We start from the raw sequence: 13,424 nt of genomic DNA on the forward strand, positions 1-13,424 counted from the left end.
GACAGGGCGCCGATGGGGTCACTTCTTGGAGTAGAACTCGACGATCAGCTGTTCCTGGATCGCGATGTCGATCTGCTCGCGGACCGGGAGCTGGTGCACCAGGATGCGCATCCGGCTCGGCAGGGCCTCGAGCCAGGCCGGGACGACGCGCTCGCCGTGGGTCTCACGCGCCACGATGAACGGGGTCATCTCCAGCGACTTCTCGCGCACGTCGATGATGTCGTACTGGCTGACCTGGAACGACGGGATGTCGACCTTCTTGCCGTTGACCAGCAGGTGGCCGTGGGTGACCAGCTGGCGGGCCTGGCGGCGGGTCCGGGCGAAGCCGGCACGGTAGACGACGTTGTCGAGGCGGGCCTCGAGCTGCTGGAGCAGGTTGTCACCGGTCTTGCCCTGGCGACGTGCAGCCTCCACGTAGTAGCGGTGGAACTGCTTCTCCATCACGCCGTAGGTGAAGCGGGCCTTCTGCTTCTCCTGCAGCTGGTTGCGGTACTCGGACTCCTTGACGCGCGCGCGGCCGTGCTGGCCGGGGGCGTAGGGGCGCTTCTCGAACGCCTTGTCCTCACCGACGAGGTCGACGCCGAGGCGACGCGACTTCTTGGTCATGGGGCCGGTGTAACGGGCCATCTCTTCTTGACTCCTTCAGTCTCTCGTCGCGGCTCAGACGCGCCGGCGCTTCGGCGGGCGGCAACCGTTGTGCGGGGCGGGGGTCACGTCCTGGATGGTGCCGACCTCGAGGCCGATCGCACCCAGGGAGCGGATCGCCGTCTCGCGACCCGAGCCCGGGCCCTTGACGAAGACGTCGATCTTCTTCATTCCGTGCTCCATCGCCCGGCGCCCGGCGGCCTCGGCGGCCATCTGCGCGGCGTACGGGGTGGACTTGCGGGAGCCCTTGAAGCCGACGGTGCCGGCAGAGGCCCACGAGATCACCGCACCGGTCGGGTCGGTGATCGTGACGATCGTGTTGTTGAACGTGCTCTTGATGTGGGCTTCGCCCTGAGCGACGTTCTTCTTCTCCTTGCGGCGGACCTTCTTCGCGCCCGCGCGAGCCTTGGGAGGCATGCGTTATCTCCTACTAAAGAACTGGTCGTGAGGCAGTGAGACGCCGGAGGCGTCGGATCACTTGGCCTTCTTCTTGCCGGCAACCGTGCGCTTGGGGCCCTTGCGGGTACGCGCGTTGGTCTTGGTGCGCTGACCGCGGACCGGAAGGCCCTGGCGGTGACGGCGACCCTGGTAGCTGCCGATCTCGATCTTGCGACGGATGTCGGCCTGGACCTCGCGACGGAGGTCACCCTCGATCTTGAAGTTCGCCTCGATCTCGTCGCGAAGCTTGACCAGCTCTTCGTCACCCAGCTGGTGCACGCGGAGGTCCGGGCTGACGCCGGTGGCCTCCAGCAGCTGCTGGGCGCGGGTACGGCCGATGCCGTAGATGTAGGTGAGAGCGACCTCGATGCGCTTGTCGCGCGGGAGGTCGACACCAACGAGTCGTGCCATGAGTGGCGGTTCTCCTTGTGATGCACGGTGGTCTGGTCGTGGCGCGTCCCGCTGCTCGCTCGGAGGTCCCGGGCCCCGGCCATCCGTTCCGGGGGTGGTTCACCGTCGACCGCTGGTCGTCGGCTGAGCGCTCACGTCGTGAATGTGTTCAGTTGTCGTGCTCGGCCGCCGTGGCGGCCGGGCGCTGCGTCAGCCCTGGCGCTGCTTGTGGCGCGGGTTGTCGCAGATCACCATGACGCGGCCGTGGCGACGGATCACCTTGCACTTGTCACAGATCGGCTTGACGCTCGGGTTGACCTTCATGTCAGCCCTTTCTGTTGCGGCTGGTCGTTACTTGTAGCGGTAGACGATCCGTCCGCGGGACAGGTCATAGGGCGAGAGCTCGACCACGACCCGGTCCTCGGGGAGGATCCGGATGTAGTGCTGCCGCATCTTGCCGCTGATGTGTGCGAGCACCTTGTGCCCGTTGCTCAGCTCGACGCGGAACATCGCGTTGGGAAGGGCCTCCACAACGGAGCCCTCCATCTCGATGACGCCCTCTTTCTTGGCCATGTCCTCACAAATCTGATCGGGTGTGTGCCTACCGGTGACCCGGGAACCTCCGCCGCCCGTACTCTCGTCCGGAGCGGTGGTGGACCTCATCTGGCCGTGTCGGGAAGCCCCCGCCGGAAGGAACCGACCGGCAGCCGCGAGCATCACGACACAGACCCATGTTGGGCCGACACGCCAGTTTAAGGTGGCGCCTCGTCGAATCCCTAATCCACAAGCGGCCGGGGGCGACGCCGCGGCCTCACTCGGCCAACAGCTCCAGGGTCCGCACGCGGGACGGGACGGCGTCGGTGGCGGTCCCCTCGACGGCACCGGCCACCGGGTTCACCATCACCTCGTCCACGCCGTACGACGCCGCCAGCTCCTCGATCCGGGCGCGGGCGGTCACCGGGTCGGCGACCACCCACCGCTCGCGCATCGCCTCGGCGAGCTCCCGGTGCTGCAGCGGCAGCTCGGCGAAGGTGGCCTCGGCCTCCTCCACGGAGGGCTGCGGGACCAGCGGCTGCCCGGTGCGCAGGGCGAGCATCTGCAGCATCTGCGGCACCGCGAGCCGCTGCGCCTGCGCGGTGGTCTCCGCGACCGCCACGTTGAGGGTCAGGAACGTCCGCGGCTGCGACGCCTCGGGCGAGGGCTGGAAGTTGGCGCGGTAGAGCTCGAGCGCCTCGGCCGTGCCGCTGCCGGAGAAGTGGTGTGCGAAGACGTAGGGAAGGCCCTTCTCCGCGGCCAGCTTCGCCGAGTAGTCCGACGAGCCGAGCAGCCAGATCGTGGGCACCGAGGCGGCAGCCGGTGTCGCCCGGAGCTCATGGGTGCGCCCGCGCAGGGCGAGCCCGACACCGGCCGGCTCCATCATCGCGAGCACGTTGTCGACGTACTCGGGGAACTGGGCGACGGCGTCCTCGGTGACTCCGCCGGCGCCGTGGCGCAGCGCCCAGCTGGTGACCGGGTCGGTGCCCGGTGCCCGACCGATGCCGAGGTCGATCCGGCCCGGGAAAGCGGCCTCGAGCAGCGCGAACTGCTCGGCGATCACCAGCGGGGCGTGGTTGGGCAGCATCACCCCGCCCGAGCCGACCCGGATCCGCTCGGTCCGGGCGGCGACCATGGAGATCAGCACCGGCGGGTTGGTGGCGGCGACCGCCGGCATGTTGTGGTGCTCGGCCATCCAGTAGCGGCGGTAGCCGAGGCGGTCGGCCGCCTGGGCGAGCGAGACGGTGGCGGCGAGGGCGTCGCTGGTGGTCTGGTCGGCGCGGACCGGCACCAGGTCGAGGACGGAGAGTTCAACGGACATCACTGACACAAGGCGCACGCGGGCCCTGACATTCCCGGGTCGGATCAGTCCGCGCTGGTGGCACTGCGCCGGACCAGCAGGAGACCCGCGACCACGGCGCCCGCGCAGAGCAGCCCCAGCATCACCATGTCCATCAGGTAGTGCCCGGCGCCGGCGAGCGCGATCCAGTCCTCGGTCTCACGGTCGTCCTGGCCGCGGACCAGACCCATCGCCGAGGCCGCCGCGGCGTAGGCCCACCGGGACGGGGAGAGCCAGGCGACCTGCTCCAGGACCGGGCGTCCGGCGATCGCGAAGAGTGCTCCGGAGAGCACCAGCTGCACCATGATCACCCCGACCAGCGCCGGCATGGTCTGCTCGGTGCTGGTCACCAGAGCGGAGAGGGCCAGGCCCACCACCGCCATGGTGAAGGAGAGCGCGGCGACGGTGAGCGCCACCCGCAGGGTGCCCAGCGGACCGTCGGCACCGGGCAGGCCGACGGTCGCGATGAAGGTGACCACCAGGCCCTGCACGAACGCGGCGGAGCCGAGGACCAGGATCTTGGAGAGGAAGTAGGCACCCGGCGAGAGGCCCACCGCATACTCGCGCCGGTAGATCGCCCGCTCCCCCACCAGCTCCCGGATCGAGAGCGCGGTGCCCATCAGGCACGCCGCGACGATCAGGACGACCAGCCGCTGGGTGGCCTCCGCGGCCTGCAGCACCGTCACCGTGGTGCCGTCGGGACGGGTGATCACCTCGCTGGTCGAGTCCAGGGAGAGACCGTCGCCGCCGGGCACCAGGCGGCTCAGCGCGCCGAGCACCAGCGGCAGCAGGAGCAGCATCCCGAGCAGCAGCCGGTCGCTGCGCACCACCGCGGCGTTCCGGGCCACCAGCGTGGCCAGCTGCCGCCCGAACGACTGGTGCGGTGGTGCGGGCGGGGCCTGCACCGGTCGCACCGCACCGGTGTCCATGCTCCGCTGCTGCGCCGGGATCCGACGCCAGAGGTCGGGGTCGTCGAGCAGGTCGAACACCTCGGGATAGTTGTCCCGGCCGAAGTGGCCCAGCACCCCCGCCGGCGGGCCGAAGTAGGCGATCCGGCCGCCCGGCGCGAGCACCATCACGTTGTCGCACAGGTCGAGGGCGAGCACGGAGTGCGTCACCACCATCACCACCCGGCCGTCGTCGGCCAGCCCGCGCAGCTGCCGCATCACCTCCAGGTCGAGGCCCGGGTCCAGCCCCGAGGTGGGCTCGTCGAGGAAGAGCAGCGGCGGGGCGGTGAGCAGCTCGGTGGCGATCGAGACCCGCTTGCGCTGCCCGCCGGAGAGCTGGGTGCCGATCCGGTTGTCCAGGCGCTCGGTCAGCTGGAGCTGCTGCGCGACGAACCCGACCCTCGCCTCCCGCTCGGTGGGGGTGGTGTCGGGTGGCAGGCGCAGCCGAGCGGCGTACCCCAGTCCTTCCCGCACCTTGAGCTGCGGGTGCTGGATGTCCTGCTGCGGCACCAGACCGATCTGGAACCGGAGCTGGTCGTAGTGGGCGTAGAGGTCGTGCCCCTGCCAGATCACCCGCCCCTGGCTGGCCGGCCTGAGCCCGGTGAGGGCGCCGAGCAGGGTCGACTTGCCGGCACCCGACGGGCCGATCACGGCGGTGAGGCTGGACGGCTGGAGCTGGAAGGAGACGTTCTCGATCAGGCGTCGGCCGTCGGCCACCACCTGGGTCAGGCCGTCCGCGTAGAGGGTGAACTCATGAGTGGTCGCCGAGGCCACCAGGCGCTGACCGTCCCAGCGGAAGGTCTGGTTGCCGATGATCACCTCGCAGCCGTCCGCCAGCGGTGCGGCGCCGGAGACCCGCCGGCCGTTGACGAAGGTGCCGTTGAAGCTGCCCAGGTCGTGGAGCACCGCCGGACGGCCCGGTGCCGCCGGGTCCAGCCGGGCGTGCCGCCGGCTGGTCAGCGGGTCGTCGAGGACGATGTCGTTGGTGCGGTCGCGCCCGATGGTCAGGCTCCGCCCCGCGCCGACCAGCTGCGGGCGCACCACGGAGTGGCCGTGGGCCAGCTGGCCCGGCGGCAGCACCGCCTGGGGGTTCCAGGCGACCGGCGGTGTCGCCGGGGCGAGCGGGCGGTCCGCCGGAGGCTGTGCCGGACGCGCCGGGGGCTGTGCCGGACGTGCGGGCGGCGCGGGTGGTGGCGCGGTCACCACCGTCACCACCACCGGCTCGCCGTCCGGTCCACCGAGGTGGATCCGGAGCGGCGAGCCGGTGAGCGGGTGACGGGTGACGGGTCGGTCGTCGACGTAGGTGCCGTTGCTGGAGGAGTCCACCAGGACCCATCCCGACGACTCCCGCTGCAGCGCGACGTGGTGCCGGGAGGCCCGCGTGTCGGAGACGACCACGTCGCACCCGGCCTCGCGGCCGATCACGACGCGCGGGCCGGCGAAGGTGCGCGAGACACCGGCCCATTGCACCTGGATGCGATCCACAGGGTTCCTCGTCGACGTCGGGGCGCGGACGAGGAAACCCTATGCGAGGGTCAGCGGTTCCAGTCCGGGCCCTCGGTGTCGTCGACGTCCTCGGGGTCCGGGGCGACCACCGCGTACTCGGGGTCGTTGCGGGTCTTCAGCAGACTCGCCACCGCCGTCAGCACCAGGGTCGCGATGATCACGCCCAGGCTGAGCAGCGAGGAGATCTCCGGTACGGCGACGTGCTCGCCGCCGTTGATGAACGGCAGCTCGTTCTCGTGCAGCGCGTGCAGGACCAGCTTGACGCCGATGAAGGCGAGGATGAACGCCAGTCCCAGCGCGAGGTAGACCAGCTTCTTCAGCAGCCCGCCGAGCAGGAAGTAGAGCTGGCGCAGGCCCATCAGCGCGAAGACGTTCGCGGTGAAGACCAGGTAGGGCTCCTGGGTGATGCCGAAGATCGCCGGGATCGAGTCCAGGGCGAAGAGGATGTCGGTGACGCCCAGCGCGATGATCACGATCAGGATGGGCGAGACCACCCGGGTGCCGTTCTCCACCCACCACAGCTTGAGCCCGCGGTACTCGGTGCCCACGTTCAGGTGGCGCTGCGCGAACTTCACGACCTTGTTGTCCTCGGGGTGCTCCTCCTCGTCGTCGCGATAGCCCTTCACCAGGGTGTAGGCGGTGTAGACGAGGAAGGCGCCGAAGACGTAGAAGATGAAGCTGAAGTTCTCGATGAGCGTGTAGCCGACCGCGATGAAGATGCCGCGGAAGATCAGCGCCAGCACGATGCCGACCATCAGGGCTTCCTGCTGGTACTTGCGGGGCACCTTCAGCGCCGACATCAAGATGATGAAGACGAACAGGTTGTCGATCGAGAGGCTGTACTCGGTGAGCCAGCCGGCGTAGAACTCGATGCCGTAGTCGTGGCCGTGGAAGGAGAGCGTCCAGAGTCCGAAGAGCACCGCGGCGCCGATGTAGACCGAGAGCGCGATCGCGCACTCCTTCATCGAGGGCTCGTGCGGGTCGCGGGCGATGACGATGACATCGAAGATCAGCACGCCGACGGTGACGGCGATGGTGATCGTCCATTCGAGGGTGGAGACGTCCATGGGGTCCTTGAGAGTCCTTTTCTGAGCGGTCGTTCGATCGCCCGAGGTCTCTTCCGCCGCCGGACAGGCGACCTCCGGGCCCGGACCGGTCGTCACTGACCGGTCGTGATGACGACCCCGGAGCGAAGGAGTACTCCCCCTGGTGGCGTCATCCTCCCACGTGCTGCCCAGCATCGGTGATTCGGGACGCACCTTCAAGCACCCGCTCGGTGCGGGCGGTGAGCCGGCCTGAGCGGGGTCGCGGTCAGGGCAGGCCGGTGACCCGCGCCATGGTGGCGAGCTTGGCGCCGGTCTCGCGCACCTCGGAGTCGGGGTCGGAGCCGGCCACGATGCCGGCGCCCGCGAAGAGCCGCAGGTGCGCGCCGTCGATGACCGCGGCGCGGATGGTGACCGCGAACTCGCCGTCGCCGGCGCCGTCCACCCAGCCGACGCAGCCCGCGAAGTAGTCGCGCAGGTCGCCCTCCAGGGCCGCGATCGTCGCCTGCGCCGCCTCCACCGGTACGCCGCCCACGGCCGGGGTCGGGTGCAGCATCTGGGCGAGGGCCAGCGCGCTCGGACCAGCGACGCCGGCGGACAGCCGGGCGGTGATCGGGGAGGCCAGGTGCCAGACGGTGTCGGTCGCGATCACCTCGGGCCGGACCGGCGCCTCCACCTCGACGCAGACCTCCTTCAGGGCGGTCACGATGGCGTCGACCACGTAGGCGTGCTCGGCGAGGTCCTTGGCGGAGTCGAGCAGCCGCTCGGAGCGCTGCCGGTCCTCCTCCGGGTCCTCGGACCGGGGCACCGACCCGGCCAGCGGCGTGCACTGGATGTGCTCACCGGTACGACGCACCAACAGCTCGGGACTGGCCCCGACCAGGAGCGGGCCGGCCGCATCCCCCGCGCTCAGCGGCACCGAGAACACATAGCGCCCGGGTCGGGTCTCCAGCAGCCGGTCGAGCAGCTCGGTCGGGTCGAGCGGCGGATCACTGACCACGTCCAGGCAGCGGCCCAGCACCACCTTGTGCAGGTCACCGTCGGCGATCTGGTCGAGCGCGGCGCGGACCATGTCGGCGTACTCGGCGGAGGTGGGGAACTCCCGCACCCGCCACTCCCGGTCCGCCGCCGGGGCGGCCGGACCGCGCAGTGCCCGCTCGGCACCCACCACCTGGTGCAGGATGCCGGGTGCTCCGGGAGCGAACGAGAGCGCCCCCAGTGCCCGCTCCCCCGGCTCCAGCGCCGCCACCACCTGCTCGCCCCAGCTCCGCGAGGACCCGTCGGGCGTGGACCACGTCCGGACCACGCGGTCGACGACGTAGGCGTCGGGCCCGGAGGCGAAGAGCATCGGACGGGCGGCGAGCCCGGCCGGGGTGATGACGTCGGGGGTGTCCACCCGGTCAGTCTGCCGGACCGCCGTACGGGGCGCCGAGGGCGGTGAGCCGCTCCCGGCCGCCGTCGAGGGCCGTGAGCACCCACACCCCCGTCGCGGTGAGGGCGAAGGTGTGCTCGTAGTGGGCGGCCCAGGAGCCGTCGAGGGTGACCACGGTCCACTCGTCCTCGGCGATCCCGTTCGCCTGGTCCCCGAGCACCACCATCGGCTCGACCGCCAGCGCGACGCCGGGCTTCAGCCGGGCTCCACGACCCGGACGGCCGTGGTTGGGCACGTCGGGGGCCATGTGCATCGCGGTGCCGATCCCGTGCCCGGTGTAGTCCTCGACGATGCCGTAGCCGCCGCGGGCACGGACCGAGGTCTCCACGGCGTGCGAGATGTCGCTGACCCGGCCACCGTCGTGCACGGCGGCGAGCCCCGCCCACAGGGCGTCCTCGGTCACTCGGAGCAGCTCGGCCACCTCGGCGGCGACGGCGCCCACCGGCACCGTGATCGCAGCATCGCCGTGCCAGCCGTCCACGATCGCGCCGCAGTCGATGGAGATCACGTCGCCCTCGGCGAGCACCCGGTCACCGGGGATGCCGTGCACGACCTCCTCGTTGACCGAGGCGCAGATCGTCGCCGGGAACGGCGGTTCGCCGTAGCCGAGGAACGAGGGCTCCGCCCCGTGGGACCGGATGCTCTCGGCCGCGATCCGATCGAGCTCGGCGGTGCTGATCCCGGGCCGGACGCTGGAGCGCAGCAGCTCCAACGTCTCGCCCACCACCAGACCGGCCGCCCGCATGGAGCGGACCTGGTCGGGTGTCTTGATCTGGATCCGACGATCGCCGAACACGAGGTGACCTCCCGACGAGGCGGATCAGCCCTGCGCGGTGAGCTCGAGGGCGCCGAGGATCCGCTCGGTGACCTCGTCGACCTCGCCCATGCCGTCCACGGCGCGGACCAGGTTGCGCTCGGTGTAGACCGCGATCAGCGGCTCCGTCTCGGCCAGGTAGACCTCCTGGCGCCGGCGGATCACTTCTTCGGTGTCGTCCGCCCGACCCTCGATGGTGGCCCGCTGCAGCAGTCGCGCGACGAGCTCGTCGGGGTCCGCGGTCAGCACCACGACCGCGTCGAGGTCGTGACCGGAGCCGGCCAGCATGGAGTCGAGCTCCTCGACCTGCGCGAGCGTCCGCGGGTAGCCGTCGAGCAGGAAGCCCGCTGCGGCGTCGGGCTCGGCGATCCGGTTGCGCACCATGTCGTTGGTGACCGTGTCCGGCACGTACTCGCCGGCGTCCATGTAGCGCTTGGCCTCGACGCCGAGTGGCGTGCCCTGGGAGACGTTGGCCCGGAAGATGTCCCCGGTGGAGATCGCCGGGATGCCGGCACGTTCGGCGATGAACTTGGCCTGAGTGCCCTTGCCGGCACCCGGGGGGCCCATGATGAGAAGACGCATTACCGCAGGAATCCTTCGTAGTTGCGCTGCTGCAGCTGGCTCTCGATCTGCTTCACCGTGTCGAGCGCGACACCGACCATGATCAGGATGGACGTACCGCCGAAGGGGAAGTTCGCGTTGGCGTCGATCATCACGAACGCGACCAGCGGGACCAGCGAGATGAGCGCGAGGTAGATCGCGCCCGGCAGCGTGATGCGGGAGAGGACGTAGGACAGATAGTCCTGGGTCGGCTTGCCCGCCCGGATCCCGGGGATGAAGCCGCCGTACTTCTTCATGTTGTCCGCCACCTCTTCAGGGTTGAAGGTGATCGAGACGTAGAAGTAGGTGAAGAAGATGATGAGGCCGACGTACATCGCCATGTGCACCGGGTTGCCCTGGTCGACCAGGTACTTGTCGACCCAGCCGACCCAGCCGGCGCCGCTGTTCTGGTTGAACTGCACCGCCATCGCCGGCAGGTAGAGCAGCGACGAGGCGAAGATGACCGGGATGATGCCGGCCTGGTTCACCTTCAGCGGGATGTAGGTCGAGCTGCCGCCGAACATCTTGCGGCCGACCATCCGGCGGGCGTACTGCACCGGGATGCGGCGCTGCGCCTGCTCGATGAAGATGACCGCGGCCACGATGACCAGGCCGATCGCGATGACCACCGAGAAGACCCACCAGCCCTGCTGCTTGCCGACCTGCCACAGCGCGGTCGGGAAGGTCGCGACGACCTGGCAGAAGATCAGGATCGACATGCCGTTGCCGACGCCGCGCTCGGTGATCAGCTCGCCCAGCCACATGATCACCGCGGTGCCGGCGGTCATCGTGATCACCATGACCAGGAACGTCTTCGTGCCGTCGCTGTGCAGCAGCGGGTCGGGACAGCCCTGGAGCAGGTCGCCGGAACGGGCCAGCGCGACGATGCCGGTCGCCTGGAGCACGGCGAGGCCGAGGGTCAGGTAACGGGTGTACTGGGTGATCTTGGTCTGGCCGGCCTGACCCTCCTTCTTGAGGGCCTCCAACCGCGGGATCACGACCACGAGCAACTGCAGGATGATGCTCGCGGTGATGTACGGCATGATGCCGAGCGCGAAGATCGTCAGCTGGAGCAGGGCGCCGCCGGAGAAGAGGTTCACCAGACTGTAGAGCCCGGCGTTGTCGCCCTCCTGGGCGATCTGGATGCACCTCTCGACGTTGGCCACGTCCACACCCGGGGCCGGGATCTGCGAACCGGCCCGGAAGATCACGATGATCAACAGGACGAACAACAGCTTGCGCCGCAGGTCCGGTGTCCGGAATGCGTTCACGAACGCGCTGAGCACTCGGGTCCTCTTTCTACTCCTGGCTGCCGCGGGCACATGCCGTGGAACCGGTCATCGGGTGACCACTGTTCCGGGGTGCGAGCGGCCGCGGGGAAGCCTAACAGGCAGGGGGTCGGCCTACCGTCACGAGTCCGGCGCAGGGGCGCCGAGCTCGGGGTGCGCCGGAAAGGCGCACCGGATCCGCGAAGGGCGCGGCAGTCGGCTTCACACCTTACTGCCGCGCCCTCCACAACGGGTCACAGAACCGTGACGGTCCCGCCGGCGCCCTCGATCTTCTCCTTGGCGGAGTTGGAGAACGCGTTCGCGCTCACCGACACCTTCACGGTCAGGTCGCCCTGGCCGAGCACCTTGACGGGCTCGCCCTTGCGCACCGCACCGCGGGCCACCAGGGTCTCCGGGGTGACGTCGCCACCCTCGGGGAACAGCTCGCTGATCCGGTCGAGGTTGACGACCTGGAAGGTCACCTTGAACGGGTTCTTGAAGCCCTTGAGCTTGGGCAGACGCATGTGCAGCGGCATCTGGCCACCCTCGAACGCAACCGGAACCTGGTTGCGAGCCTTGGTGCCCTTGGTACCGCGGCCAGCGGTCTTGCCCTTCGAGGCCTCACCGCGACCGACGCGCGTCTTGGCCTTCTTCGCACCCTCCGCCGGGCGGAGGTGATGGAGCTTGAGAGTCATGGTCACTCGCCTCCGACAACCTCGACCGTCACCAGGTGACGGACGGTCTGGACCATGCCCCGGATCTCGGGACGGTCCTCCTTGATCACGACATCGCCGATCCGCTTGAGGCCCAGCGTGCGCAGGGTCTCGCGCTGGTTGGCCTTGCAGCCGATCGTCGACTTCTTCTGCTGCACCTTCAGCTGCGCCATCAGACGTTCACCTCGGTCTTCGCAGCGGCAGCCTCGGCCTCGCCCTCGGCCTTCGCCTTGAGCAGCGCCGCCGGAGCGACGTCCTCGACCGGCAGGCCGCGACGGGCAGCGACAGCCTCGGGCTGCTCGAGCATCCGCAGTGCCTCGACGGTGGCGTGGACGATGTTGATCTGGTTCGACGAACCGAGCGACTTGCTCAGGACGTCGTGGATGCCGGCGCACTCGAGCACCGCGCGCACCGGGCCACCGGCGATCACACCGGTACCGGGGGCGGCGGGGCGCAGGAACACCACGCCGGCAGCCTTCTCACCCTGGACCGGGTGCGGGATGGTGCCCTGGATCCGGGGAACGCGGAAGAAGTTCTTCTTCGCCTCCTCGACACCCTTGGCGATCGCCGCGGGCACCTCCTTGGCCTTGCCGTAGCCGACGCCGACCAGGCCGTCACCGTCACCGACGACGACGAGGGCGGTGAAGCTGAAGCGACGTCCACCCTTCACGACCTTGGCCACACGGTTGATCGCGACGACGCGCTCGACGTACTGGTTCTTGTCGGCGCCGCCGCGGCGGTCGTCACGGCCGCCTCGGCGGTCGCCGCCCGAACGCTGTCCGCGCTGGGGTCCGCTCATGAGTATGTCTCCCTTGTCTTTCTCGCGGTCAGAAGCTCAGGCCGCCCTCGCGGGCGCCATCAGCAAGGGCCGCGATGCGACCGTGGTACTTGTTGCCGGCACGGTCGAAGACGACCGCGTCGATCCCGGCGTCCTTGGCACGGGCGGCGACGAGCTCGCCGACCTTCTTGGCCTTCGCGGTCTTGTCGCCGTCGAGCGACCGCAGGTCGCCCTCCATGGTCGACGCGGACGCGAGGGTCTTGCCGACGAGGTCGTCGACGACCTGGACGGTGATGTGCTTGGTGGAACGGGTGACCACCAGGCGGGGCTTCTCGGCGGTGCCGGAGATCTTCTTGCGACCACGGATCTGGCGGCGCAGGCGCGAGGAGGCGCGAGCGGACAGGTTCCGCTGGTGCTTGAGGGTGATCGCCATGGTCACTTACCAGCCTTTCCGACCTTGCGACGGATGTGCTCGCCGGCGTACCGGACGCCCTTGCCCTTGTACGGCTCGGGCTTGCGGAGCTTGCGGATGTTGGCGGCGACCTCGCCGACCAGCTGCTTGTCGATGCCCTGGACGCCCAGCTTGGTGGGGCCCTCGACGGCGAACGTGATGCCGTCGGGCGCGTCGAAGATGATCGAGTGCGAGTAGCCGAGCTGGAACTCGAGCTGGGTCGGCCCCTTGGAGAGGACGCGGTAACCGACGCCCACGATCTCGAGCTTCTTCTCGTAGCCCTCGGTGACACCGACGACCATGTTGTTGATGAGCGTCCGGGAGAGGCCGTGGAGGGCCTTGCTCTCGCGGTGGTCGTCGGGACGCTGGACGTCGAGGACGCCGTCACCCTTCTCCACCGTGATCGGAGCGGCCACGGTGTGCGTGAGGCTGCCCTTGGGGCCCTTCACGGTCACGACCGCACCGTCGATCTGGACGTCGACTCCGGCCGGGACCGGAACCGGGAGCTTGCCAATGCGCGACATTG

The 13,424-nt window shown here is 69.6% G+C and carries 17 protein-coding genes; all 17 read right to left on the bottom strand.

Annotation, left to right across the window (positions count from 1 at the left end; translation table 11 throughout):
* Nucleotides 1–18: 18 nt before the first annotated feature.
* The 17 genes from rpsD to rplF all read right to left on the bottom strand — a co-directional run bounded on the left by rpsD (nt 19) and on the right by rplF (nt 13,422).
* Nucleotides 19–627 carry a 30S ribosomal protein S4 gene (rpsD, locus tag FIV43_RS12085; protein ID WP_141014339.1) on the bottom strand — a complete coding sequence of 203 codons (609 nt, stop codon included), beginning with the start codon at nt 625–627 and terminating at the stop codon, nt 19–21.
* 33 nt (nt 628–660) lie between these two features.
* On the bottom strand, nt 661–1,062 hold the full coding sequence (gene rpsK / locus FIV43_RS12090) for a 30S ribosomal protein S11 (protein WP_038681087.1): 402 nt from the start codon (nt 1,060–1,062) through the stop codon (nt 661–663).
* 57 nt (nt 1,063–1,119) lie between these two features.
* Nucleotides 1,120–1,494: a 30S ribosomal protein S13 gene (rpsM, locus tag FIV43_RS12095; protein ID WP_136436176.1), complete on the bottom strand. Its 375-nt coding sequence runs from the start codon at nt 1,492–1,494 to the stop codon at nt 1,120–1,122.
* Between the two features lie 189 nt (nt 1,495–1,683).
* Nucleotides 1,684–1,797, bottom strand: a complete 114-nt coding sequence (rpmJ, locus tag FIV43_RS12100) for a 50S ribosomal protein L36 (RefSeq protein ID WP_028656369.1) — start codon at nt 1,795–1,797, stop codon at nt 1,684–1,686.
* A 27-nt stretch (nt 1,798–1,824) separates the two neighbouring features.
* Complete coding sequence (infA, locus tag FIV43_RS12105; RefSeq protein ID WP_028656368.1) at nt 1,825–2,046, bottom strand: translation initiation factor IF-1; 222 nt, start codon at nt 2,044–2,046, stop codon at nt 1,825–1,827.
* Between the two features lie 238 nt (nt 2,047–2,284).
* Nucleotides 2,285–3,328: an LLM class flavin-dependent oxidoreductase gene (locus tag FIV43_RS12110; protein WP_141014340.1), complete on the bottom strand. Its 1,044-nt coding sequence runs from the start codon at nt 3,326–3,328 to the stop codon at nt 2,285–2,287.
* 44 nt (nt 3,329–3,372) lie between these two features.
* Nucleotides 3,373–5,778, bottom strand: coding sequence for an FHA domain-containing protein (locus FIV43_RS12115; RefSeq protein WP_141014341.1), 2,406 nt, complete (start codon nt 5,776–5,778; stop codon nt 3,373–3,375).
* 50 nt (nt 5,779–5,828) lie between these two features.
* Nucleotides 5,829–6,866 carry a TerC family protein gene (locus tag FIV43_RS12120; RefSeq protein WP_141014342.1) on the bottom strand — a complete coding sequence of 346 codons (1,038 nt, stop codon included), beginning with the start codon at nt 6,864–6,866 and terminating at the stop codon, nt 5,829–5,831.
* Between the two features lie 244 nt (nt 6,867–7,110).
* The gene (locus tag FIV43_RS12125) at nt 7,111–8,238 is read right to left on the bottom strand and encodes an isochorismate synthase (RefSeq protein ID WP_141014343.1); all 1,128 of its coding nucleotides are present in this window, start codon (nt 8,236–8,238) and stop codon (nt 7,111–7,113) included.
* A 4-nt stretch (nt 8,239–8,242) separates the two neighbouring features.
* Nucleotides 8,243–9,070 (bottom strand): type I methionyl aminopeptidase, encoded by an 828-nt coding sequence (gene map, locus FIV43_RS12130; RefSeq protein WP_181407467.1) that lies wholly within the window; start codon nt 9,068–9,070, stop codon nt 8,243–8,245.
* A 24-nt stretch (nt 9,071–9,094) separates the two neighbouring features.
* Complete coding sequence (locus tag FIV43_RS12135; RefSeq protein ID WP_141014344.1) at nt 9,095–9,670, bottom strand: adenylate kinase; 576 nt, start codon at nt 9,668–9,670, stop codon at nt 9,095–9,097.
* The gene (gene secY, locus FIV43_RS12140) at nt 9,670–10,974 is read right to left on the bottom strand and encodes a preprotein translocase subunit SecY (protein ID WP_141014345.1); all 1,305 of its coding nucleotides are present in this window, start codon (nt 10,972–10,974) and stop codon (nt 9,670–9,672) included. The genes FIV43_RS12135 and secY overlap by 1 nt, the downstream gene beginning before the upstream one ends.
* A 236-nt stretch (nt 10,975–11,210) precedes the next feature.
* Nucleotides 11,211–11,651: a 50S ribosomal protein L15 gene (gene rplO, locus FIV43_RS12145; RefSeq protein WP_141014346.1), complete on the bottom strand. Its 441-nt coding sequence runs from the start codon at nt 11,649–11,651 to the stop codon at nt 11,211–11,213.
* Nucleotides 11,652–11,653: 2 nt separating this feature from the next.
* On the bottom strand, nt 11,654–11,842 hold the full coding sequence (gene rpmD / locus FIV43_RS12150) for a 50S ribosomal protein L30 (RefSeq protein ID WP_141014347.1): 189 nt from the start codon (nt 11,840–11,842) through the stop codon (nt 11,654–11,656).
* Nucleotides 11,842–12,468: a 30S ribosomal protein S5 gene (rpsE, locus tag FIV43_RS12155; RefSeq protein WP_141014348.1), complete on the bottom strand. Its 627-nt coding sequence runs from the start codon at nt 12,466–12,468 to the stop codon at nt 11,842–11,844. Before rpsE ends, rpmD begins: the two co-directional genes overlap by 1 nt.
* Before the next feature lie 28 nt (nt 12,469–12,496).
* Nucleotides 12,497–12,880 (bottom strand): 50S ribosomal protein L18, encoded by a 384-nt coding sequence (gene rplR / locus FIV43_RS12160; RefSeq protein ID WP_141014349.1) that lies wholly within the window; start codon nt 12,878–12,880, stop codon nt 12,497–12,499.
* A gap of 2 nt (nt 12,881–12,882) precedes the next feature.
* The gene (gene rplF, locus FIV43_RS12165; RefSeq protein ID WP_141014350.1) at nt 12,883–13,422 is read right to left on the bottom strand and encodes a 50S ribosomal protein L6; all 540 of its coding nucleotides are present in this window, start codon (nt 13,420–13,422) and stop codon (nt 12,883–12,885) included.
* Between the last annotated feature and the right edge of the window lie 2 nt (nt 13,423–13,424).

The sequence above is a fragment of the Nocardioides sambongensis genome (assembly GCF_006494815.1).
In the GTDB taxonomy this organism is placed as follows: domain Bacteria; phylum Actinomycetota; class Actinomycetes; order Propionibacteriales; family Nocardioidaceae; genus Nocardioides; species Nocardioides sambongensis.